The organism is Gammaproteobacteria bacterium (assembly GCA_032250735.1).
Classification (GTDB): domain Bacteria; phylum Pseudomonadota; class Gammaproteobacteria; order SZUA-152; family SZUA-152; genus SZUA-152.
Genome location: JAVVEP010000001.1, coordinates 1 through 22,579 on the forward strand (window position 1 = coordinate 1; position 22,579 = coordinate 22,579).

A 22,579-nucleotide genomic window follows, 5' to 3' on the forward strand; every position below is an offset into this window, starting at 1 on the left:
TGCAAAATACGGCATCAAATGCTTTGTTGGTGGGCTTTAAGTTACGGATTCAGGTGAAAGGGAAACCGGAGTCCAGTTTTACCAGTTGACCACCGGTAACCGCTGTACCATTAAAGGTGCCATCGGCAGCGTGGTAAAGATTGTAGCGCCAGATATGTTCATCCAGGCTGGTGCGTGAGGTACAGGCATAGCTGTCGATGCCGCTGACGCCGTCATCATCTTTGCCGCGTAAAAAATTATCGGCATTAAAGGCAATGGCAAAGTCAGTTTGGCGGGATTCACCTGGATCAATGGTGTTGTTCATGTCCTGATCAAAACCCTCATTGCTTGAGGTGTGGGCAACACCACCGGTGCTGCTCGTGTCATCCAGCACCACATTGGCTTTTTGCGTCATGGTGAAGTCAGTAATCATGGCGTTAACCGCATTACCACCCACATTAATAAACTGGAATTGCGGCTGACCCAGGCTATTGTCCACAGTCTGCAGTGTTCCAGCCATGGTGGTTTCAAAGCTACCCGGCGTACCGCCGAATAGAGCGGCATCCACAATTCCAGCAAAATTCATGACAAAGCTGCCAAATGGCCGGGTAGCGCTAACACCTTCACTGACTGTCACTTCCACCAAAATATTTTGTCCGTCCATCGGATCCGTGGCATTGGCCGTACCCGGCACCCAGATTTTGACAATCTGTGGTGAGCTGTTGTCGGCGCGTGTGGAATTGATTGTCCACTTGTTGAATTTGGCCGTTTGCTCGCTGCTACCGGATCCTGTTGATTGCCCGCCACCGGTACCACCGCTGGATTTATTCCCACCGGTTTCACACTTATCTTCATTAACCAGCGCGATATAGGCACCCTGGTTCACCATCGCGGTGGCACGTGTCTGTTCCATTACGCAGAGGATCATATTCACCGTCTGTAGTGATTCCATGGATGCATCGTAAATATGTACCTGGGCTACATCGGAGGAATAATCGGTGCCGGCATCATTAAACAGTGCTGCAGCTACAGTACCGCTTCCGGAGTCATCCGGACTGGCGACCACGCTGAGGTTGGAGGGCATTTCCAGTCCAGTAACGGTATCGCTGCCACCTCCACCACCGCCACCGCCACAGGCGGCTAATATCGAGGTTAATGCTACAAGGGGAAAAATCTTATTCATTGTTATGATCCTTATTTGTCAGTCAGAGACGGTTTAAAAAAGGCGGCTGTTTCCCGTTGGAAAAAGCTCTGTTTTCCCCTTGCCGCTGGATTCAAGAGAATCACTGCCGGGATGTGTGGAGTTAAGGTTGAGTTTGTAAGGCGATCTGCATGTTTTGTTTTTTCGGCCAGATAATTTATTTCTTTAGAAATTGGCCACGATAAATTTCGAAGTTAATGATTTACAGGCCAGGCCCAATGGAGGCATCGACTGGTTGTGGGATCAACGACAGGATTTGGCGGAGGTGTTGTGACTGGATCCGCGGTTAAGCCACTGATTCAGGTGATAGGCAAAACCCGAGTCAAAACCCGGGTCAGAGCAATTGTTTCTAATATTCCCCGTTGCCGCAGGCCGGCACCGAACAGCGGGATAAACACCGCTAGTCCATACTGCTACTGCCTGTTACTACGCGCAGGGTTATTGCCGGGCTATTGATGCATCGGATAGTCCGTGTAACCGGTGGCGTCACCGCCGTAGAAGGTGGCCTGATCCGGTTCATTGAGCGGCAGGCCTTCCCGGAAACGGCGCACCAGGTCGGGGTTGGCGAGAAACGGTACGCCGAACGACACCAGATCCGCGTCGCCCTGGCGGATGGCCTGCTCGGCCCGCGCCTGGTCATAGCCATTGTTGGCCATGTACGGGCCACTGAAGCGCTCGCGCAGGGCGCGGTAGTCCAGGCTGCCGCGCTTGCTCATCATGTCCCCCTCCAGCACATGCAGGTAGGCCAGGCCGCGGCCACTGAGCTGCTCGATGAAGTAGGCGAAGTGGGATTGCGGGTCGGAGTCGGACATGTCGTTGAAGCTGTTCTCCGGGGTGAGGCGCACCGCTACCCGTTGGGCCGGCCACACCTGACACACCGCATCCAGCACCTCGTTGAGCAGGCGCATGCGGTTCTCCACGCTGCCGCCGTAGCGGTCGTCACGCCGGTTGGTGCCGTCGCGCAGGAACTGATCGATCAGGTAGCCATTGGCGCCGTGCACCTCGATACCGTCGAAACCGGCGCGCCGGGCCATCTCCGCGGCGTGCCGGTATTGGGCGACGATGGTGGGGATCTCCCCGGTGTCCAGGGCGCGGGGTTCCACAAACGGCTGCGGGCCGCTGGCGGTAAACGCCTCGCCCGCGGGGCGCAGGGCGGAGGGCGCCACCGGGGTGGCATGGTCCGGCAGCAGGCTGGGGTGGGAGATGCGTCCGCAGTACCATAACTGGATAAAGATATGCCCGTTTTCCTTGTGCACGGCATTAACCACCTCGCGCCAGCCGGCCACCTGCGCCTCGCTATGGATCCCCGGCGTGGCCGGATAACCGACGCCCCCGGGCGAGACCTGTGAGGCCTCGGTGATCAGCAGCCCGGCCGTGGCCCGCTGTTGATAGTAGGTCGCCGCCAGCGGATTGGGCACGTTGCCCTCAATCGCCCGGTTGCGGGTCATGGGCGCCATCACCATGCGGTTGGGCAGGATCAGGTCGCCTATGGGAATCGGTGTAAACAGGTCGGTGGACATTGTTGCTCCTTATGTTCGGCAAATTCTGCTGTGCATTGATGGACCTGGAGAGGTCCTGGTTGATGGGGGCGTCACTGCCCGTTCCGGCTGGCGCGCCGTGGCCATACAGCCGCGTGTTGTTGCATTGTTGTTGAATTATGGACCCCTTATGGCGTCGGTGACGCGCCCACCACCAACTGCTTGCGGGATTAGATTCCTTCATGAAGCGCCTACGCCTGGATGTCCGTGCACTGCCGCGCGCGTCCTGGGCAAGACACGTACTCTCGAGCGGGGTCAGGTTTTGTTCACAGGCCTTCAGCCGCGCCCCATGAACATTACAAACCTGAAAACGAAAGAGGGCAAATCAGGCCCCCTGGGTGGGCTTGCCCTCCCAGGCAAACGGGCTCATGGCCGCATCGAGCGGGGTCTGTGCGATGTGGTTGAAGTAGTTGCTCAGGGTCTTCATGCCTACGGCCAGAACCACGTCACCCACCTGCTGCATGTCAAAGCCGGCGTCGAGAAATTGCTGGATATCCGCCTCGCTCAGCCAGCCACGCTTGTCCACCATTTTGGCGGTGAAGGTGCGCAGGGCCTCCAGGCGGGGATCGGCGATGGGTCGATCATCCCGCAGCGCCTCCACTGCATCGGCTGGCACCTGGACCAGGTTCGCGACCATGGAGTGCGCGGCGACACAGTAGTCACAGCCGTTGTAGCGGCTCACCGCCAGCAGGGCGACCTGTTGCTCCTGCGGGCTCAGGCTGCTGCCGGCATAGAGGCCGGAGAGGCTGAGATAGCCCGCGGCCAGGGCGGGTGAGTTGGCCATGCCGCTGATCAGGTTGGGGACGAAGCCGAAGGTCTGTTTGGCCTGTGCCATGCTCGGCAGGGCCTTTTCGGGGGCCGTCGTTTCATCGTGAAAGGTGAATGTTGTCATGGGGTTTCCTCCTGGGTGGGGTGGTGTAGTGGGCCAATGCCGAGGCAGTATGGCAATTATTGAACGTTCGTTCAAGTATGGTATTATCGCGCCCATTGTCGACCGACCCCGAGAGACCCCGATGCCACGTCCCATTGAATTTGATCGTGATGACACCCTGCGCCGCGCCATGACCGTGTTCTGGCGCCAGGGCTACCACGCCACCTCGATCAGGGATCTGATCGCCGCTACCCAGCTGCAGCCGGGCAGCCTGTACGGCGCCTTTCGGAACAAGCGCAGCCTGTTTATCGCGGCACTGGATGCCTACTTTGCCGGCATCCGTGAGCGGATACAGGCGTGTCTGCACACGCAGCACTCGCCGCTGGGGCAGTTGCGGGTATTTTTTGACCGGCTGATCGATGAGGCGGTGGCTGATGCGGACAGCAAGGGTTGCCTGCTGGTCAACACCCTGCTGGAGATGCCGGCGGAGGATGCGGAGATCAACCAGCGGGTCTGCGCCATGTTTACCGAGGTGGAGGCGGAGTTTGAGCGCGTGCTGCGCGAGGCCCGGGATCGCGGGGAGCTGGCCGCCGACAGGGACCCCGTGGCCCTGGCCCGCCTGCTGATTGTCGGTATCTACGGTCTGCGGGTCTATCACAAGACCCGCCCCGGCGCGGCCTGTCTGCACGAGATCGTCGACGGCCTGTTCACGGCCCTGGGTGTGACAGGGCCGCTGGACGCGGCACCCGGCGCATCCCGTTAAACACGGCGGCGTGGTGTGGCAGCCGCCGCGCTGCGGCTCTCAGTCACCAAAGGCACATCAAACTCTCGCTCATAGAAGTCTATTCATAGTTATTTGAACCGGTTTTGCTTTCAGGCAGGCCTGCTGACAGCAATTTTCGGTTACCTTGACGATCGTGCGATACTGGCTGGCGCACAATCATACGATCAACACGGATATTTATGTTTGGCATTGCTGGTTCTATTTCTTCGCTACTATTGAGTACAGCCATTCTGCTGCTGGGCATGGGCCTGCAGGGTACCCTGCTGGGTCTGCGTGCCGGTGTGGAAGGCTACTCGATGACCATGACCGGCATCGTCATGTCGTCGTATTTCATCGGCTTTGCAGTGGGCAGCATTTACTGTCCCCGACTCATTCGGCAGTACGGGCATATTCGCGCCTACGCCGCCATGGCAACGCTGTCCTCGGCGGTAGCCGTAGCCTTTATCCTGAACACCGATACCTGGTTCTGGATTCTGCTGAGAATTATCAGCGGCTTCTGCATCGTGGGGATGTACATGGTGATCGAGAGCTGGCTCAACGTGCTGGCGAGCAACGCCCTGCGCGGTCGCTTCTTTGGCATCTACATGGTGATCACCCTGCTGGCCATGGCGTGCGGTCAGCACCTGCTGCGGTTGGGCGAGGTGGCCAGTTTCGAGCTGTTCGCCATCACCACGATTCTGATTTCCCTGGCGGTGCTGCCGGTGGTGCTGACCCGCATCACCGAACCAAAAATAGCGACCCCCAAAAGGCTCAGCCTGAGACGCCTGTATGGCATCTCGCCGCTGGGCGTTGTGGGCACCCTGTCGGCCGGTCTGATCACCGGTTCCATCTGGGGTATGGGCGCGCTGTATGCGGCCCGCATCGGGCTGGATAATATCGGCATCGCCTGGTTGATGAGCGCCATCATCATTGGTGGCGCCACGCTGCAATGGCCGCTGGGCATCTTGTCGGATGTGATGGATCGACGCCGGGTAATCAGCCTGTGCTGCTTTTCCGGCGCCGCGATGGCCGTGTTGAACAGTCTGGTGAGCATCGATACCGGCTGGCTGTTTTACGGTGTATCGTTCGTTTTTGGCGGTTTTGCCTTTACCCTCTATGCCCTGAGCGCGGCCCATGTGAATGACCGCATCGATTCGGATCAAAGCCTGGAGGCGGCCCAGGGCCTGTTGCAGCTGTATGGTATCGGCGCAATTCTCGGGCCGTTGGTCGCCAGTCAGGCGCTGGAACATTTCGGCCCCCGCGGCATGCTGATTCTGTTTGCGCTGATCATGGGCTTTCTCGGCCTGTTTACCCTGCACCGCATGCACAACCGCAGCGCACCCCCGGTCGAGGAACAGAATGAGTTTATCCCCCTGGCCCGCACCTCGCCCATCGCGCTGGAGCTGAGCCCGCTGGCTGAGCCGGCGGACAGCCCCGAAAAGCCCTGAAACCGACAGACGCCTAAAGACCGTATATCTGTGCACACACCCATGAATTTTGGGGCTGCGGGGAGTATAGTTTGCCCGCATCACATCCTTCTGAGGAATATTCAGCAGTTATGAAAAGTTTTATCTCATTTGCGAAAAATGAAGAACTTAGAACTTGAAGAGATGCTTAAAATCACTAGCGATGTAACAAAGTCAAATTTTGGAACAGAAAACCTAATAAAACTTTATAAACAGGACACTATTCCTGTTTTAAATTTATGTGATTCAATTTCTGAGGGTGGCGATGTAATCCATGTCAATGAAAAGCAATCACCAACAGGTCCAGGATGGGTGTTTCGCAAAGTTTATTACTATGGTGAGGGTAAATCAATAATGCTTAAATTTGTAGTTTTAAAAGAGAACGGCCGCATTGCAGTAACCACTTTTGGCCTCGCTAAATAATGCCTAAAGAATAGATAGCGTGACAAGGGGTATCGTTAATCAAACTGTTATGAGTCAAAAGAATGGAAATAGTTGAGAATAAAAGTAACTATTTAAATGACTTCATCCGTTTGAATGAAGCGTGGATCTCTAAATATTTTCAAATTGAGGAAATAGATCGGGAGCTTGCCGCAAATCCACAGAAAATAATTGAAGGTGGTGGTTATATATTCAGCCTTATCGAAAACAATAAGGTTATCGGTGTTTGTGCGCTATTCAATGAAGGCAACGGTATATATGAGCTTGCACGAATGACTATTCAAAAAGAACACCGTGGCAATGGTTATGGAGGTAAACTATTAGAAGCATGCATTAACAAACTGCGACAAATTGGTGCAAGAGAAGTATATCTTGTCTCGAATACAATGTTAAAGTCAGCCATTTCACTATATGAAAAATATGGATTCAAAACCACGAATATTGGGCAACATCCAGTTTACGCTAGGGCAAACATTACTATGGCGAAACAAATCTCATAAAAAATAAATAACAAGACAAGGGGTCTCGTTAATCAAATAGTTAGCCTTGTAGTAGATTTTTCCACAATGAAGATTTCAACAAAAATTACAAACCAAGGAATAACAATCAGTTTCGGTGAACAGCCACACGAGCGCCTGACACCGTTACCTTCGGCAAATCAAGAAAATCCGAAACGCTATTATGTATATGGCCATTACGACAAGCGAGGCATTCCTTTCTATATCGGAAAGGGAATCAAGCGCCGTGCTTGGGACGAAGATCGACATTTTCTTTGGCGCCGATACGTAGAAAAGCATCTCAACGGCGAGTACAAAGTTGTTATTCTGGTAGATGATCTTAAATCTGCACAGGCCGAGGAATTAGAAAGCGAGTGGATAGCACAAGAGTCAGAAACGTTAGTAAATTGGATAAATTTCGGTCGAAAAACAGACTTTTCCGCCCTGGATACCTTCCACAAGTTGCGTAATGTTAATCGGGAGCTATTGGGAGCGGCCCGCGAACAAGAGCAGTCAAAACCAGATGAAGCAATAAAATTATATATTAAGGCATTGGTAAATATCGAAGCCTACGCGACTATACAACCGGAAATGGGTTTGGTTGGTCAACTCATCGACGAAGAACGGCAAGAAAACGGTATTGGTGGAGAATTATCAATCCTAGATAGGCTTACACTGTGCCTAATCTGCGCAGACCGACAAACAGAGGCATCAGAAATAACAGGACAATATTTTGCAAAGTACCAAGCTGACGAAGAACTTAGTGCTGCGATACGAATAAAGAATCGAGTAGAAAAGGCGATAAAAAAGAATAGCTAACCAGCGCGTAAACATGGACACATTTTTCGGTCGCTGCGAGTCCTGTAAATGCGCCAGTTACGCTTTTCGTTAATGGCTGCTTTTCCATCATCATGAGCAAGATAGACGACCGGGTTGCGCCAATTAGTGGCAGTTTATCCCCACATGGCTGAATCGCAGCAACCCCTACAAATCCAATGTTACCAGAATATCTGTAAATAGCTCCTCTGGCCTGAAGCGAATATATTATCATTACGGCAACCATGGTTGTCCGGTTCCAAGGATTGATAGTTTCGTAGACCTAAAGCCCGTACATCACCGGCAGCACCCACGACAGGGTCAGCCAGACGATGAGGGTCAGCGGGACGCCGACCCGCACAAAATCCATGAAGGTATAACCGCCGGCGTTCATCACCAGCAGGTTGGTCTTGTAGGCCATGGGTGTGGCAAAGCTCATGTTGGCGCCAAACAGCACCGCTAGCACGAAGGGCTCGGGCGGCAGGTTGAGTTGCTGGGCGATGCTGATCGCGATCGGGGTGCCGATCACCGCTGAGGCATTGTTGGAGACGATGTTGGTCAGCACGGCGATCACCAGCATTAGCCCGCTGAGGATAACGGTCGGCGAGGCGCCCTCGCTGAGACTCACAAATAACTGCGCCAGATAACCCGCGCCACCGGTCTTGAGCAGGGCCGAGCCCAGCGCCAGGCTCGCCACCACAATCAGGATCACCGGCGTGCTCAGGGCCTGGGCTGCATCACGCCAGCTCAGGCAGCGGCTGACGATCATCAGCAGCACGCCGGCCACCGCGCTGATGGCGATAGGCAGAATGCCCAGCGCGGCCACCGCCACAATCGATACCATGATCAGCAGCGCCAGCGGCGCGCGTTTGCTGACGGGCAGATCGCTGGTGGCGTCCAGCACCAGAAATTCACCGCTGCGTTTGACCTCGGCGATCTGCTCACGATTGCCCTGCACCAGTAGCACATCGCCGATGCCCAGGCGCACGTCGCCCACATCCTCGCGCAGGGTGCGTGACTCCCGACCAGCGCGATGCAGGGCCAGGGTTACTAACTGGTAATAGTCAGCAAAGCGCTGGCGCGAGAGGGTGCTGCCATCCAGCGGCGAGCCGGGGGTGACTACAATCTCGGCCAGCTGCTGATCTTCATCCTGCAGCGGATGCTCCTCGTCCACCGGCGTGTCGCCGGTATACAGACGGGCGCCCAGCACGGTTTCGTATTCCTTGAGATGTTCCGGCGTATCGCGCACGCTGAGGCGATCGCCCGCGCGCAGCACCACGTCCGGCAGCGGGGTGATCGCCGTACCGCTGTCGCGGATGACCTGTCGAATATGCAGCGTGCTCCCGGCCTTCTCCAACGCCTCCGCCAGGGTCTTGCCCTCGGCGGCGCTGTCTTCCTCCACGTGCAGGGTGGCGCTAAAAATGCGTGGCGAGGTGTCCGCCATGTGCCCCTGACGTTGCGGCAGCATGCGTGGCGCCACCAGCCACAGAAACAGGATCGCAACACTGCCGGCCAGCGCCGCGGGTACCAGGAAGTCAAACATCGCAAAGCGGCGCAGGCCCATATCCGCCGCCACCGACACCACCAGCAGATTGGTCGAGGTGCCGATAGTGGTGCTCATGCCACCCAGCAGGGTGGCAAAGCCCATGGGCATGAGGATGTCCGAGGCCGGCCGGTTGGTGCGCAGCGAGATGCTCACCAGGATCGGCAGCAGCAGCACCACGATCGGCACATTGTTGACGAAGGCGCTGAGCACCGCGCCGGCCACCAGGGTGAGCAGCAGCGAAAACAACGGGCTGACCGACCACATGCGTGCCAGTGCGCGGCCCACCGGCTCCAGAGAACCGGTGCGCACCAGACCCTGCCCGGCGATCATCAGGGCGCACACCGCCACCAGCGCCTCGTGGCCAAAGCCGTGGAAGAAATCCGTGGCCTCAACACTGATCTCGCCCCGCTGATAGGGGAACAGCCCGAAGCCCGCCGCCAGCAGCACCAGCACGATCAGGCTGGAGGTCTCCAGCGGAATGCGTTCCCGGGTAAACAGGAACAGGGCGACCACGATCAGGCCGAGTACGGCCAGGGCATGGGCATCAGGTAAAGGCGGCAGGTTCATCACAGTGGTCTCGATAGTAAAGGGTTTACAAGGCTAGCATAGACTGCCCCCCTACCTGACTTGCTCACAGCGATTGAGCTGCGGGCAGGTTTGTGGCGACACAGAGTTACATATTCAATAACTAAAAGAGAGGATAAGAAGATGAAACGTATATTTGCCCATGCCCTGATTATCGCCGTTGGCCTGGCCCTGTCAGCGCCGGTCTATAGCGCCGCCTATATCAAACTTGGCGATATCAAGGGTGAGTCAAAATCATCCAGCCAGCTTGAGCCTGCCCGTGAAATCAAAAGTGATGAAACCCCGAAACCGGCCGCCTTGTTGCTTCCGGCAGTGCAGAAGGCACGGGAGGCGGGCGCGTCTGGCATAGGTAAAAAGGGCAAGGTGGAAACTCAATGGAAAGTGGAAGAGGGTTCCAAGTAGCATAAGGTCGTTGAGCTCACCCGGCCTGGTCAGTGTTCAGGTCGGGATTAGTGGTTTGTGATCTGGCCGCGGAGTCTATACTTCCTGTACCGCTGGAGGTGGCTCATGGATGATGCGCTCAACAACAAGATACTGGCACTGCTGGATGAACACCGGATCATGACGCTTGCCACCTTACGCCCGGATGGCTGGCCGCAGGCAACGACTGTCGGCTACGTCAATGAGGGCCTCACCCTCTATTTTCTCTGTGGCCTGGATAGCCAGAAGGCGGCGAATCTCGCCGTCGATGACCGGGTCTCACTCACCATCGATCACGACACGCCGGATCTGATGGCGATCACCGGCCTGTCCATGGCGGCACGCGCGCACGCCGTGGATGACCGTGACGAGGCGGAAAGGGTCCTGCAGCTGATGCCGCAAAAATATCCCGAGCAGATTGAACTGCCCGTGCAGATGCCGACCCCCGACGATGTGCGCATCTTCCGCGTCACCCCTACGGTCATCTCCGTGCTCGACTACTCCCAGGGTTTTGGTCACGCCGACCTCGTTACGGTTTGAAGACTGTAACAAGGTTGGTGACTAGCCATCAGCGTGTCTATTCATCGCCGTCCGCGCAGCCCGGCCGTCTGGCGTGCATTGCCCGCGGGCATCTGGGCGCTGGGGTTCGGTTCACTGTTCATGGATATCTCCTCCGAGATGATCCACAGCCTGCTGCCGGTCTTCATGGTCACGGTGCTGGGTGCATCCATGGTGACCGTCGGCGTTATAGAAGGTATCGCGCAGGCGACGGCGGCCATCCTGAAAATATTCTCGGGCGCGCTGAGCGATTATCTCGGCAGGCGTAAAGTCCTGATGATCATCGGCTATGGGATTGCGGCCCTCACCAAACCGATGTTCCCGCTGGCCGCGTCCATCGGCTGGGTGTTCACCGCGCGTTTCGTCGATCGCATCGGCAAGGGGATTCGCGGTGCGCCGCGCGACGCGCTGGTGGCCGACATCACCCCGGCGCCCTTGCGCGGTGCGGCCTACGGATTGCGCCAGGCGCTCGATTCCGTCGGCGCCTTGCTCGGCCCGCTGCTGGCGGTAGTCTTTATGCTCTGGTTTGCCGATGACATCAGGGCCGTGATGTGGGTCGCCGTGGTGCCCGCCTTCATCGCCGTGGCATTGCTGATGATCTATGTGCGCGAACCTGAGCGCGCGCAGGCAGCCACCCATGTCGAGGCGCCACTCACCCTCGCCGACGTCAAACGCCTGCCGTTGCGGTATTGGATGGTGGTGCTGTTGGGAGCGGTGTTCACGCTGGCCCGTTTCAGTGATGCGTTTTTGATCTTGCGGGCCGAGGACATCGGCCTCGCGCTCGGCTATGTGCCGGTGGTCATGGTGGTGATGAACCTGTTCTATGCCACGGCGGCCTATCCGGCCGGGGCCGCCGCTGACCGCTTTCGCCAGCGCAGCCTGCTGTTGATCGGGTTTGCGTTGCTGATTGCGGCGGACGTGGTGCTCGCCGTAGCCGGGGGCGTCATGGCCGTGTTGGTCGGGGCGGCGTTGTGGGGTCTGCACATGGCCTTCACCCAGGGCCTGTTGTCCAAGCTCGTCGCCGACACCGTGCCAGCGCAGTTGCGCGGCACCGGGTTTGGGATATTCAATCTCGTCAGCGGAGGCTCACTGCTGTTCGCCAGCGTGATCGCCGGCACGCTGTGGAGCACGGTCGGACCTTCGGCGACGTTTCTGGCGGGTGCCGGTTTCGCCGCCGTCGCCGCGATCGGGCTTATAACGGTGAGTCGACGGGCCGAGTCATCGCATGTTGCGAAGTGATGTGTCGCCGCTGAATGACGTAAGCCATGTAGAGGCACGCTTTATGTGTCCGTGCAAAATGATAGGAACGTAACGAATGGTGGGTGTTGAAGTATGTATTGGTACTGCGTGGGTAACCCGGATGACGGGTTACACACCCTACATGTCTGTCTACAATCAGTATTTTGAGCAGACTGTTATTGCACCAAGGAGGAGTGAATCGTCATGAAACCTCGTATCAGCATGATCACCCTGGGGGTGCGTGATCTCCCGGCGTCGGTGAAGTTCTATCAACAGGGGCTGGGTTTTCCGCGGATGGAATCTCCGCCCGAGGTCGCATTTTTTACGCTGAACGGCACCTGGCTGGGGCTGTATGGGCGTGAGGCGCTGGCGGAGGATGCGACGGTGTCGGCGGAAGGTCAGGGCTTCGAGGCGTTCACCCTGGCGCACAATGTCGCCTCGGAGGCAGAGGTGGACGAGGTCATGCGCCAGGCGGTTGCCGCCGGGGCGGTTATGGTGAAGCCACCACAAAAGGTGTTTTGGGGCGGGTATAGCGGTTATTTCAAGGACCCCGATGGGCACCTTTGGGAGGTGGCACACAACCCCCTGTTCTGGGTTGGGCCAACTGACAGTGAGGCATGATATCTCGCGTGTTCTGAGGTGGACGCTTTCCCCCTGGAATTGCTGCCACTGGGATGGGCCCGTCAACGGTATATAGAGGATTTGTTGGGGGCTGTTAAAAGGTGCCGCGCCTTTGGTCTCGCGCTGCTGTTCTGTAACAGGCGTCTGGATTCTCGCCTATGCCGCCAGCGACCTGTCGATATCTTTTACAGATCAATACAAAGGCGGTCATTGTTAGACAGATTCTAACAGCAATTGTTTGCTTGCTGGTTGATTTTGGGAAACGGAGTTAATATTGCGCAGTCCATACGGTGGTGCATTTTCAATGCCCTATTTTAATTATGGTCGTTTTAATTCCGGTGCGCCAGAAATTCCAAGGGATGTCCCGAAGGCGCATTTTTAAATATCTTGTTAATAGGGGTTTTGACAATGAAGTTAGAAACTATAAAAAATATAACCATTACCGCAACCGTCCTGGTGGCAGGTCTGGGCCTTTCTTCCCTGAGCATTGCCGATGAGAAGGAAAACAATCCAGCCATCGACAGCATGCATACCATCATCATTGATAAATCGGTGGTTGCGGGTTCTATCGCAAAAGACGAAAACGGAAACATGGCTTTCGATCCGACCGGTAAGCTGATGTTCAATTACACCGGTAAGGTCTATTCCGTTAAGACGGACGGCAAGACCGCAGAGTTGAAATCGCTCAACAAGGAAGTTGGTACCATCGAAGGACAAGCGGCGTTCCCGATGGATTTTGGAATGCTGGCCATTGGTGTCAAGGCCTTCATGTATGGCGCTGGTCCGATGCCGGCGATTCCTCCGGTAATCGAATGGACGTGCAATACCTGCAGGATGGTTGTTGGAAAAAGTGTTTATCAATCCATTGTGGATGTCAGCGACAATTTTGACAGTGCCGCTGTCGAGGCAATGAAAATGAAAGGCCGCGCCTTCACTGGTCTGGGTCCTGTTGAACTGGGTCAGCTGTCGGCAGAAAGCATGACGGTGCGCATGGCGGGTTGTTCCGCGGTCGTCGGTGTTGAAGGCCCAAATGCCGGAAAGGTCGGCACCCTGTGTCTGAACGGTAGCTTCACCTTTGACCTGGCGGGCATAAACCTGAGCAACCCGATGCAGTCAACCATCACCGGCACCGGCACATCGAACTGCATTACGGTACTGCATACGCCGATGGCGATGTAAACAGACCACAGTTGATGCAGAGACCAGACGGCGAGCACTGCGGTGCTTGCCGTTTTTTATGGGTGTCCAAGAATCTCGCTGTAGAGTTTTGCCTGGCTAGGCGCTCAGCCTAACGGGCAGTTCTAATCTGCGAAAGTTATTTCCAAACAGGTGCCGATGGGAGTTAACCCTGCGTCCAGAAAGACGTATGCTTATCACTAATCGCCATTGTCTGGCGCAGTGATCGATGGCGTCCATCAACGGATGTCGACGATCTCGTTGTAGACCGCCTGATGCAGGTGAATCAAACAGTGTGTTACACAAAATATTAGCGGAGTCGAAATGAAAATAATGCTACAGGCCGTGTTTGCCATTTTTATGCTGGTTGCTCCGCAGGCCTTTGTTGCTGCGAGTGACAGTACGCCCTGGGGGAGTGCGAAGATACTGGATATCGACTATGCGCCGCAAAAGGTCCTGTTTGATCTGACCTCGGGTGACGGGGAGACGATTGCCCTGGTGCTCGATCGACTGGGATATCTGTATAAACTGTATGGCGCCGACACCTTTGACAGTTCGATTGTGGTGGTGATCCACGGTGACGCGATTCCCTTTTTTGCCTTTGATCAGTTTGGGCAGCAGCAGGATCTTATGCGCCGCGCCCAGAGCCTGACGGTGGGGACGTCGATCGAGTTTCGGATGTGTCGTGCGGCGGCAAGATTATTGAAATACGAGCCACAGGACATTCACGGCTTTGTCAGTATGGTGCCCATGGCCGATGCGGAAATCGTCCGCCTGCAACAGGATGGCTACGCCTATATGCAGTAGCAGGCCGGTGCGGCGCTGGCGTGGTGATTCTTGCTGTGCGGCGCTTGTCCCGGAAACCGATTTCATGTTTGAGTTAGCGTATGAGAACGCCATCGGTTGTGCGGATTTTACGGACGGCCCCGTACCAGACGCAGCAGCGCGGGCTCACTTTTGAGCAGGGTCGTCGCCCCCTGTGCCCCAAAGTCCATGGCGTAGGCCTGATCCGGGATGCCGGGTTTTGCGTTGACTACCCAGAAGTAGGTGGCCGGAGTGGTGGGGAACAGTTGCAGATTGATGCGCGGGTCCTTGCAGTGTCGTTCCACGATTCCCGCCAGCTCCGGTAGGCGGGGCACGCGCCAGTCGGCATGCCCCGCATAGCCGCCCTGCTGGTTGAGTTGCTGGGCGGCATGTTGGGCGGATAGCCAGGTATAGGGCTCGGCCTGCCCCAGGCAGGTGTCGCCGTTCCAGTGCTGGCCCTGGGCGCAGCGCATCCAGGTGAGGCCGCTGTCGATGTCGGTGAGAGTGCCGTCCTGATTGTCATCAAAACGCTGGCTGTTGATGGAGCGCGTCTGGTCGGCGCATTCATAGGCGGGGAGTGTGTCGCTGAGCATCAACAGCAGTGCACAACAGGTCGTCAGAAAATAGTGACGGATGGGCATAGGGTGGATGCCGTGAAACATCACCGCAGGGCCGTCCCTGCGGTGATGGTGTGGCCGACAGTCTCCCGCCTAGTGTCGGGGATAGCCGGGACCGCTCTTAACCGGCATGGCGCCGTGTTGTTCATCCTTGGCCAGATCGATGGTGACTCCCCGATGCATGTAGGTGGCGTAGGCCTCCATGGCGATCATCTCTTCACTGTCGTAGTCGAGCACCTTGCCTTGCATGGGTACGGCGATACACCAGTTGATCATCTCGCGCAGCGTGCCCACCTTGCCCAGATTGGTCTGGAACTTGGGCCAGGTATGCACATTGCTGGCGGAGGCGTCAGGGTGGCAGTTGGCGCAGGCCAGGCCATTGGTGCCCAGTTTGCCGTTATGCCAGAGGGCATCACCCTTGGCGACGCTGCTCATCAAGGCGGCCCGTTCCTGGGCGATTTGCTCCTCACTGCGCGGCGGTTTGGCCTGTGAGGTGCCGCTGAAGATCAATGCGCCGACTACCACAAGGCTTGAGGCGACAGCGGTTACGGTCATGTTGTGTGTCTTTTTCATGTCTGTTCCTCCCGTGGTTAGATCTTCAGGCCATTTTTGATATTGGCTGGCAGCAGGTCTGAAAACGCACGCCAGTTCATCATGCCGCCAAAGTCGGTATCCAGGGAGACCTTGGCGGTGCCCAGGCCGTCCTCAAAATCACCGGGGTCGGCACGCCGTTGCTTGATGTGCGGATATTCCAGCTCCACCGGCGGATAGGGCCAGGGCCAGGAGGTGGACAACAGGCCGCAGGAACGGATGTTGCCGATCTCGTTGTAGACCACCTGATGCACGTGGCCGTGGATGGCGATCACCTTGTCGAACTTGCGCAGGGTCTCGCGGATCTGTGGGGCATCGTAGGTCTGGAAGTTCCAGCGCGGGTAGTAATCCCATAACGGGGAGTGGGTCATGATCACCACCGGGGTGTCGGGGGAGACGTTCTTCACGTCCTTGGCCAGCCACTCCAGTTGTTTGTCGCCCACACCCCAGGCGCCGCAGTTGTGGCATTCCAGCTCTTCCATCATGCCCATGCGTTCCTTGGGCGTGAGTCCCTTGAGGGACCAGAAATCCGGCACCAGGATGGAGTTCATGCCGATGAAGTGCACGCCGTTGTGGTCAAAGGACCAGTGCTCATCGCCAAACAGGCCGCGCCAGGCCTTGCCCATGTCCAGGTAATAATCGTGTTCACCGGGAATGATCTTGTAGGGCATCTTCAGCTTGTCGAGGATCTTTTTACCTTTCACCAGTTCGTCTTTCTCGCCCGACTGGCCGAGGTCGCCGCCATAGAGGACGAAGTCAGGACTCGGGTTGATGCTGTTCACATCGTCCACCGCCTTTTCCAGGATGCCGTCGAACTTGTGATCCTTGATGTTGTAGAGATGGGCGTCGGTGAGGACGGCAAAGGTGAACGGTTTGATCTTCTTGGTAGCGGCCTCGGCGACGCCACCCAGCCCTAGCATGCTGGTAACACTGGGGGCGAACATGCCGGTGAACAGCGTGGCGGCCCCGGCCTTGGTGGTGATGCCCAGAAACTGTCGACGTGAGATTTTTATCATGCGGACTTCCTCCCTTAAATGATCTTCCGTAATAAGGATGTGTGAATTTCCCGGGCCGGTGTCTGGCTGAGGAAATCAAACCTGGTCTAAGCAAATTAAACTTAGTCTAAATTGGGCGAGGATCAAGGGGGTGATTAAAAATTTTTTTGCGGGATCAGAAAATTCTGAAACGGACGTAACGCCCGGTCCAGGGCGTGGTGGTGTGGAAGGGAAATACGTAAGGGAAACGAGGAAGGGCGCGCGAAAGGGAACGCGAAAGGAAGTCGCGGTTAAACGGGGCCTTAGGCGGTCTGCCGGCGCAGGCCGATCAGCAGCAGGGCGGCGCCCAGCAAAAAGAGTATCCACTGGTAGGCGGGAAACAGGTCGAAACCGTCAAAGCCCAGCCCGTAGAGGGCAACAAAACCGACCCAGGTTGCGCCCGAGCAGTGCTCGATGGCGGTCATGTAGGTGACGGAGATAATCAGCAGGCCGGCGCCCAGCAGGCTGCTGCGCCAGCCGCGGCGGCTGAGGCCGTAGTTGCGGCTGGCGTCGTGGCGCGGCGGACGGGTGAGCATGCGCCCGAGCAGGGCCGCCACCACGAGATAGACCAGCAGGGTGATGGCATCATATTCCAGGGTCCACAGGGTGAGGGCGCTGCGCGGGTCCTTATGGGCCAGGGTGATGAACGATTGGGTGAGCAGGAATTCCAGTGCGGCCAGCGGCTGTTCGGGCCAGATGAGCTGGAACATGGAGACCGAGGCGCCCACCGGATACAGCACATGATTCACCCAGCCCTTGTTGAGCAGGGTGATGCTGAGCAGGCCGATGGCAAAAAAGCCGATGAAAATCAGCCCGCTATAGACGAGCCAGGCACGAGTCGAACGGGTGGTGTTGTTGGGCGCGATGACGACGGTCTTATCCATGCGGGCGATTGTAACTGATGTCTGCCTGAGCCGTGTTACTCTGCGCAGAGTTTTTTGGTGCGGAATTTTTGGCGCACTTTTTTGACATGCATGCCGCTGTCGCAAACGCGTGCGGCGCGGCAACCGGGAGTCGAGAAACAGAATGGCGGTATACGCAATAGGCGATATTCAGGGCTGCTATGCCGAGCTGATGGCGCTGCTGGAGACGATCCACTTTGATGCCGCCAGCGACCAGCTGTGGTTCACGGGTGATCTGGTGAATCGCGGACCCGAGTCACTGCGGGTGCTGCGCTATGTGCGGGACCTGAGCGAGCGCACGCCCGCTGCCGCGATCACCGTGCTGGGAAATCACGACCTGCATCTGCTGGCCGTGGCCGAGGGCAAGGGCCGGCTGCACCGCAGCGATACCCTGGAGGCGATACTGGCCGCGCCGGACCGGCAGGGCCTGCTGGACTGGTTGCGTCACCAGCCGCTGCTGCATCACGACGCGAGCCTGGGTTTCAGCCTGATCCATGCCGGACTGCCGCCACAGTGGAGCCTGGGCGCAGCGCAACAGCACGCCGGCGAGGTGGAGGCGGTGCTGCGGGGTGAAAACTATCGCGCGTTTTTTGCGCACATGTACGGCAACCTGCCGGATCACTGGCACGAGGACCTCAGTGGCTGGGAACGGCTGCGATTCATCACCAACTGCTTTACCCGCATGCGCTACTGCGATGCACAGGGGCGAGTGGATCTGCACGCCAAGGGGGCGCCGGGTTCACAGCCGGCCGGCCTCGTGCCGTGGTTCGAGGTGGAGGGCCGACAAACCCAGGCCGAGCGCATTGTGTTCGGGCACTGGTCGACCCTGGGCCTGTATCAGGGCAACCGGGTCACGGCGCTGGACACGGGCTGCCTGTGGGGCGGCCGGCTGACGGCCCTGCGACTGGATGACGAAGGCAGTCTGCATTGCGTAGAATGTTCGGCGGGCCTGCGCCCGGGGGCGGCATGAGAGGCGGACTGGCCCTGGCCTGTGTGCTGCTGTGCTGGCTGCCGGCGGGGGCATGGTCAGCCAGCACGGCGGGGAGTTATGGTGTGTGGAGCGGCATGCTGACCGAGGTAATCGTCGCCGGCCAGCGCTACAGTCGCTACGAGGTGGCCGTCACCCTGACCCCCGATCGTTCTCGCATCGATTACGAGAGCCTGGGCTGTGGCGGTGAGCTGCACCTGATCCGGAAAAGCGGGCGTTTGTTGCAGTTTCGGGATGAGTTGGAATATGGGCAGGATGTATGCGCCAGCGGAGGTCGTACCGAGCTGCACATCATGGATTCCGGGCGGGCGGTCTTTCGGTGGTTCGATGCGGATGGTGTGCTCAAGGTGGAGGGCTACCTAAGACGCCAGCGGCAGATGATGATTTAGACTGCCTTTGCAGATTGCATGTATATGCTAAAACAGCTTCGTGGCAGAAAATAATCTAACAGATAGTGGTGGTAGAATGAAAAATATTCCGGCGAGACGAAATGTACTCTTATTTATAATCCTGATGATGTCCGCGCCTGCGTTGCTGGCCGCGCCCAAGGCCGAGATTCTGGAATACGGCTATTATGAGTTTACCGGCAACTCCGAACGGCTGGCCAATTCGACAACGACTTCCGGTTATGTGACCCGGGGCGAGGCGAAGCTGGTGGAAAGCACCGAGCGGATTCCCCTGCAACGAGGCCGCCTGTTTGGCTTCCGGTTCCGGATCTCGGGCATGGACAAGGCCGTCGGGGCGATCCCGCTTGAGCTGGTGGTGACCCATCCGGAAATGGAAAAACCGGATGGCAGTCGCTCCTCCGGTTATCGCTATGTCGTGGATCTGGCCCTGAGTGATGGCATGGTGGAGGATAAGACCGGCTATCGCATCAATGAGACATATGAAATGGTGGAGGGAGACTGGCATTTTGAATATCGCTTCATGAACAAAATGCTGATCGAACGCCGCTTTACCACCTATCTGCCGGAATAGGCAGTGCGCCCGGTTTAACTTTTGAAGATAGCGCCTAAACTGCACGGTAGATGAAACGCAGATGCTGAAACTGACGCGCTGAACTGATGTATTGAACCGACATAAGGAACAACAATGGACGAAGATTTCAAACAGAACCTGACGGCGGCGGAGACCTGGATACGGGGGCTATTTATTCTGCTGTTTGCCTTCCTGCTGATGGTGGCGCGCATCGTCACCGCGGCGGTGGTGGTGATCCAGTTTCTGTTTACGGTGTTTACCGGCCGCACCAACGAAAATCTGCGTTATTTTGGCGCCGGTCTGGCGCAGTATATTTTCCAGATCCTGCAGTACGTGACCTACAACTCCGATGAGAAAGCCTTCCCGTTCAGCCCCTGGCCGGAGGTGGCGCCGATGGTCGCCGAGTCCGGGTCGGCCGATGACGACGCTAGCGCGACAGAGTCGGTTGAGCCTGGCGAGCCCTCGCAACCGGACGAGCACGAGCCACAGCGCTGACCGCTTAACCCTGGTCTTCACAAGGGGATGGCGCAGCACCGCGCTCTCCTTTTTGGTGGTTTATCCGTATAATAAGCGCCCAATCACACTTGGCGTGTAATCCTTACTATGTAGACAGTATGCGATAGCGGGCGCTTAAATGCCGCTACCCTGTTTGCAGCTTACGCCTTCCATCGCTTCGGCCGGTAATCCAGTCCACATGCAGTCAGCTCCCGACATTTTTTCCTATCGCAAGTTCTGGGCCCAGCGCTTCGGCGTAGCCCCGCAGTTGCCCATGTCGCGCGAAGAAATGGATGCGCTGGGCTGGGACAGCTGTGATGTGATCCTGGTGACCGGTGACGCCTATGTGGATCACCCCAGTTTTGGCATGGCGGTTATCGGTCGGGTGCTGGAGGCGCAGGGTTTTCGGGTGGGCATTATCGCGCAACCGGACTGGAGCAGCGCGCAGGATTTTCAGCGACTGGGCAGGCCCAATCTGTTTTTTGGCGTGACCGGCGGCAACATGGATTCCATGGTGAATCGCTATACCTCGGATCGCAAGCAGCGTTCCAATGATGCATACACGGCCAACGGCGAAGGCGGCAAGCGCCCTGATCGCTGTGTGGTGGTTTACAGTCAGCGCGCACGCGAGGCATACAAGGGCGTGCCGATCATCATTGGTGGCATCGAGGCCAGCCTGCGACGCATTGCCCATTTTGACTACTGGTCAGAGAAGGTGCGGCGTTCGGTGATCCTGGATGCCAAGGCGGATCTGCTGGTGTATGGCAACGCCGAACGGCAGATTGTCGAAATTGCCCACCGCCTTGCGCAACGCGAGCCGATCGAAGACATCACCGACGTGCGCGGCACGGTGTTCGCCTGCCGCGATCGCAATGGTCGTCCTGAGCGTCTGCCCCAGGACTGGATGGTGCTCAACTCCACCGAGCTGGACAAGCCCGGCGTGATCGAGGCGCCGCTTGATCCCTATGCGATGGAGGGCGGTGGTGGCGAACAGCAGGCACCCTGCGCAACGGCGGCTGCTGGTGACGCGGCGGATGCAGGCACTGGGGCGCCGGGCAATAGCGTGATGGTGGAATTGGTCGCCCGTCACAAGCCGCGCGCCAGCAGCGACAATACCCTGGTCTGTCTGCCCGCCTATCATCAGGTGCGGGATGATCGGGTGCTGTACGCCCATGCCTCGCGCGTGTTCCACAAAGAGACCAATCCCGGGAATGCGCGGGCGGTGTATCAGTCGCACGGTGAACGCGGCGTGTGGATGAATCCGCCGCCGATCCCGTTGCAGACCGGGGAGCTGGATAAGGTCTTCGAGCTGCCCTATACACGTCGGCCGCACACGGCCTATGGCCAGGCCAATATCCCGGCCTATGAGATGATCCGTTTTTCGGTGAACATCATGCGCGGCTGTTTTGGTGGCTGCACCTTTTGTTCGATCACCGAGCATGAAGGACGCATTATTCAGAGCCGTTCGGAAGATTCCATCATTCGCGAGATTGAAACCATTCGCGACACGGTGCCGGGATTTACCGGGCATATTTCCGATTTGGGTGGACCGACCGCCAACATGTATCGGCTTAGCTGCAAGGATCCAAAGATAGAGGAAAACTGCCGACGGCCTTCCTGCGTGCATCCCGGTATCTGCAAGAATCTCGGCACCAATCATCAGCCGCTGATCAGGCTGTATCGTCGCGCCCGCCAGCTGCGCGGCATCAAAAAAATTCTCATCGCCTCCGGGCTGCGTTACGACCTCGCGGTGGAATCGCCGGAGTATGTAAAAGAGCTGGTGACCCATCATGTGGGTGGCTATTTAAAGATAGCGCCAGAGCATACCGAGAGCGGCCCGTTGTCAAAAATGATGAAGCCGGGTATGGGTACCTATGACCGCTTTAAACAGATGTTCGACAAGTTTTCAAAGGCCGCCGGAAAAGAACAGTATCTGATCCCCTATTTTATCGCCGCCCATCCGGGCACCACCGATGAAGATATGATGAATCTGGCCATCTGGCTGAAGGCCAACGGCTTCCGGGCGGATCAGGTACAAAACTTCCTGCCCTCGCCGATGGCGACCGCGACCGCGATGTACCATTCGGGCAAGGACCCCCTGCACAAGGTGGGCGCCAACACGCAGGAGATGCCGGTGCCCAAGGGCGCCAATGCGCGCCGACTGCACAAGGCCTTTCTGCGTTATCACGATGCCAACAACTGGCCCCTGCTTCGCAAGGCCCTGCAACAGATGGGCCGCGCCGACCTGATTGGCAACGGCAAGCGACACCTGATCCCCAGCTGGCAGCCGGCGGCGGGAGATGCCGTGGAGGGCGCGGCGGCCGGGAAGACGTTTCGCACCCAGCACACCGGGCTGCCGAAGAATCCCGACACTGCTGGCCGCAAGCCCTCAGCGGCGAAGGCGGCGCGGTCGAAAGTCCCGAGAAAGGGCCCTCCAACAAAGCGCTAATGGC

Annotated in this window: 24 protein-coding genes; 16 read left to right on the top strand and 8 right to left on the bottom strand. The window is 57.5% G+C overall.

Annotated features, from left to right (window positions below):
* Nucleotides 1–49: 49 nt before the first annotated feature.
* The 3 genes from RRB22_00005 to RRB22_00015 all read right to left on the bottom strand — a co-directional run bounded on the left by RRB22_00005 (nt 50) and on the right by RRB22_00015 (nt 3,610).
* The gene (locus tag RRB22_00005; protein MDT8382774.1) at nt 50–1,162 is read right to left on the bottom strand and encodes a hypothetical protein; all 1,113 of its coding nucleotides are present in this window, start codon (nt 1,160–1,162) and stop codon (nt 50–52) included.
* A gap of 467 nt (nt 1,163–1,629) precedes the next feature.
* Nucleotides 1,630–2,700 carry an alkene reductase gene (locus RRB22_00010; GenBank protein MDT8382775.1) on the bottom strand — a complete coding sequence of 357 codons (1,071 nt, stop codon included), beginning with the start codon at nt 2,698–2,700 and terminating at the stop codon, nt 1,630–1,632.
* A gap of 343 nt (nt 2,701–3,043) precedes the next feature.
* Nucleotides 3,044–3,610 carry a carboxymuconolactone decarboxylase family protein gene (locus RRB22_00015; protein ID MDT8382776.1) on the bottom strand — a complete coding sequence of 189 codons (567 nt, stop codon included), beginning with the start codon at nt 3,608–3,610 and terminating at the stop codon, nt 3,044–3,046.
* A 121-nt stretch (nt 3,611–3,731) separates the two neighbouring features.
* On the opposite strand from RRB22_00015, the gene RRB22_00020 reads away from it, so the two are divergent.
* From RRB22_00020 to RRB22_00040, 5 genes are all read left to right on the top strand, one after another.
* The gene (locus RRB22_00020) at nt 3,732–4,352 is read left to right on the top strand and encodes a TetR family transcriptional regulator C-terminal domain-containing protein (GenBank protein MDT8382777.1); all 621 of its coding nucleotides are present in this window, start codon (nt 3,732–3,734) and stop codon (nt 4,350–4,352) included.
* Nucleotides 4,353–4,552: 200 nt separating this feature from the next.
* Nucleotides 4,553–5,800, top strand: coding sequence for an MFS transporter (locus tag RRB22_00025; GenBank protein MDT8382778.1), 1,248 nt, complete (start codon nt 4,553–4,555; stop codon nt 5,798–5,800).
* Nucleotides 5,801–5,938: 138 nt separating this feature from the next.
* Nucleotides 5,939–6,241: a hypothetical protein gene (locus RRB22_00030; protein MDT8382779.1), complete on the top strand. Its 303-nt coding sequence runs from the start codon at nt 5,939–5,941 to the stop codon at nt 6,239–6,241.
* A 62-nt stretch (nt 6,242–6,303) separates the two neighbouring features.
* Entirely contained in the window at nt 6,304–6,759 is a 456-nt protein-coding gene (locus RRB22_00035) for a GNAT family N-acetyltransferase (GenBank protein MDT8382780.1), read from the top strand.
* A gap of 66 nt (nt 6,760–6,825) precedes the next feature.
* The gene (locus RRB22_00040; protein MDT8382781.1) at nt 6,826–7,575 is read left to right on the top strand and encodes a hypothetical protein; all 750 of its coding nucleotides are present in this window, start codon (nt 6,826–6,828) and stop codon (nt 7,573–7,575) included.
* Between the two features lie 280 nt (nt 7,576–7,855).
* On the opposite strand, the gene RRB22_00045 is transcribed toward RRB22_00040, so the two are convergent.
* On the bottom strand, nt 7,856–9,685 hold the full coding sequence (locus RRB22_00045) for an SLC13 family permease (GenBank protein ID MDT8382782.1): 1,830 nt from the start codon (nt 9,683–9,685) through the stop codon (nt 7,856–7,858).
* A 141-nt stretch (nt 9,686–9,826) separates the two neighbouring features.
* On the opposite strand from RRB22_00045, the gene RRB22_00050 reads away from it, so the two are divergent.
* From RRB22_00050 to RRB22_00075, 6 genes are all read left to right on the top strand, one after another.
* Nucleotides 9,827–10,105, top strand: coding sequence for a hypothetical protein (locus RRB22_00050; GenBank protein ID MDT8382783.1), 279 nt, complete (start codon nt 9,827–9,829; stop codon nt 10,103–10,105).
* A 105-nt stretch (nt 10,106–10,210) separates the two neighbouring features.
* Nucleotides 10,211–10,663 carry a pyridoxamine 5'-phosphate oxidase family protein gene (locus RRB22_00055; GenBank protein MDT8382784.1) on the top strand — a complete coding sequence of 151 codons (453 nt, stop codon included), beginning with the start codon at nt 10,211–10,213 and terminating at the stop codon, nt 10,661–10,663.
* A gap of 33 nt (nt 10,664–10,696) precedes the next feature.
* A complete protein-coding gene (locus tag RRB22_00060; GenBank protein ID MDT8382785.1) occupies nt 10,697–11,920 on the top strand; it encodes an MFS transporter in 1,224 nt (407 codons plus the stop codon).
* A gap of 204 nt (nt 11,921–12,124) precedes the next feature.
* The gene (locus RRB22_00065; GenBank protein ID MDT8382786.1) at nt 12,125–12,541 is read left to right on the top strand and encodes a VOC family protein; all 417 of its coding nucleotides are present in this window, start codon (nt 12,125–12,127) and stop codon (nt 12,539–12,541) included.
* Nucleotides 12,542–12,949: 408 nt separating this feature from the next.
* Nucleotides 12,950–13,720 carry a hypothetical protein gene (locus RRB22_00070; protein MDT8382787.1) on the top strand — a complete coding sequence of 257 codons (771 nt, stop codon included), beginning with the start codon at nt 12,950–12,952 and terminating at the stop codon, nt 13,718–13,720.
* Nucleotides 13,721–14,041: 321 nt separating this feature from the next.
* Nucleotides 14,042–14,524, top strand: coding sequence for a DsrE family protein (locus tag RRB22_00075; protein ID MDT8382788.1), 483 nt, complete (start codon nt 14,042–14,044; stop codon nt 14,522–14,524).
* Nucleotides 14,525–14,631: 107 nt separating this feature from the next.
* Here the strand turns inward: RRB22_00075 and RRB22_00080 are convergent, their stop codons facing one another.
* From RRB22_00080 to RRB22_00095, 4 genes are all read right to left on the bottom strand, one after another.
* A complete protein-coding gene (locus RRB22_00080) occupies nt 14,632–15,183 on the bottom strand; it encodes a DUF1566 domain-containing protein (GenBank protein ID MDT8382789.1) in 552 nt (183 codons plus the stop codon).
* Nucleotides 15,184–15,231: 48 nt separating this feature from the next.
* A complete protein-coding gene (locus tag RRB22_00085) occupies nt 15,232–15,711 on the bottom strand; it encodes a cytochrome C (GenBank protein MDT8382790.1) in 480 nt (159 codons plus the stop codon).
* A gap of 17 nt (nt 15,712–15,728) precedes the next feature.
* On the bottom strand, nt 15,729–16,745 hold the full coding sequence (locus RRB22_00090; GenBank protein MDT8382791.1) for a metallophosphoesterase: 1,017 nt from the start codon (nt 16,743–16,745) through the stop codon (nt 15,729–15,731).
* Between the two features lie 281 nt (nt 16,746–17,026).
* Nucleotides 17,027–17,647: a hypothetical protein gene (locus RRB22_00095; GenBank protein ID MDT8382792.1), complete on the bottom strand. Its 621-nt coding sequence runs from the start codon at nt 17,645–17,647 to the stop codon at nt 17,027–17,029.
* A 142-nt stretch (nt 17,648–17,789) separates the two neighbouring features.
* Between RRB22_00095 and RRB22_00100 the strand changes: the two genes are divergently transcribed.
* The 5 genes from RRB22_00100 to RRB22_00120 all read left to right on the top strand — a co-directional run bounded on the left by RRB22_00100 (nt 17,790) and on the right by RRB22_00120 (nt 22,575).
* Nucleotides 17,790–18,635: a symmetrical bis(5'-nucleosyl)-tetraphosphatase gene (locus RRB22_00100; GenBank protein ID MDT8382793.1), complete on the top strand. Its 846-nt coding sequence runs from the start codon at nt 17,790–17,792 to the stop codon at nt 18,633–18,635.
* Nucleotides 18,632–19,042, top strand: a complete 411-nt coding sequence (locus RRB22_00105; protein MDT8382794.1) for a hypothetical protein — start codon at nt 18,632–18,634, stop codon at nt 19,040–19,042. Before RRB22_00100 ends, RRB22_00105 begins: the two co-directional genes overlap by 4 nt.
* Nucleotides 19,043–19,166: 124 nt before the next feature.
* Nucleotides 19,167–19,631, top strand: a complete 465-nt coding sequence (locus RRB22_00110; GenBank protein MDT8382795.1) for a DUF3859 domain-containing protein — start codon at nt 19,167–19,169, stop codon at nt 19,629–19,631.
* Nucleotides 19,632–19,745: 114 nt separating this feature from the next.
* Complete coding sequence (locus RRB22_00115) at nt 19,746–20,126, top strand: DUF4389 domain-containing protein (GenBank protein ID MDT8382796.1); 381 nt, start codon at nt 19,746–19,748, stop codon at nt 20,124–20,126.
* Nucleotides 20,127–20,325: 199 nt separating this feature from the next.
* Nucleotides 20,326–22,575 (top strand): YgiQ family radical SAM protein, encoded by a 2,250-nt coding sequence (locus RRB22_00120; GenBank protein ID MDT8382797.1) that lies wholly within the window; start codon nt 20,326–20,328, stop codon nt 22,573–22,575.
* Nucleotides 22,576–22,579 lie beyond the last annotated feature (4 nt).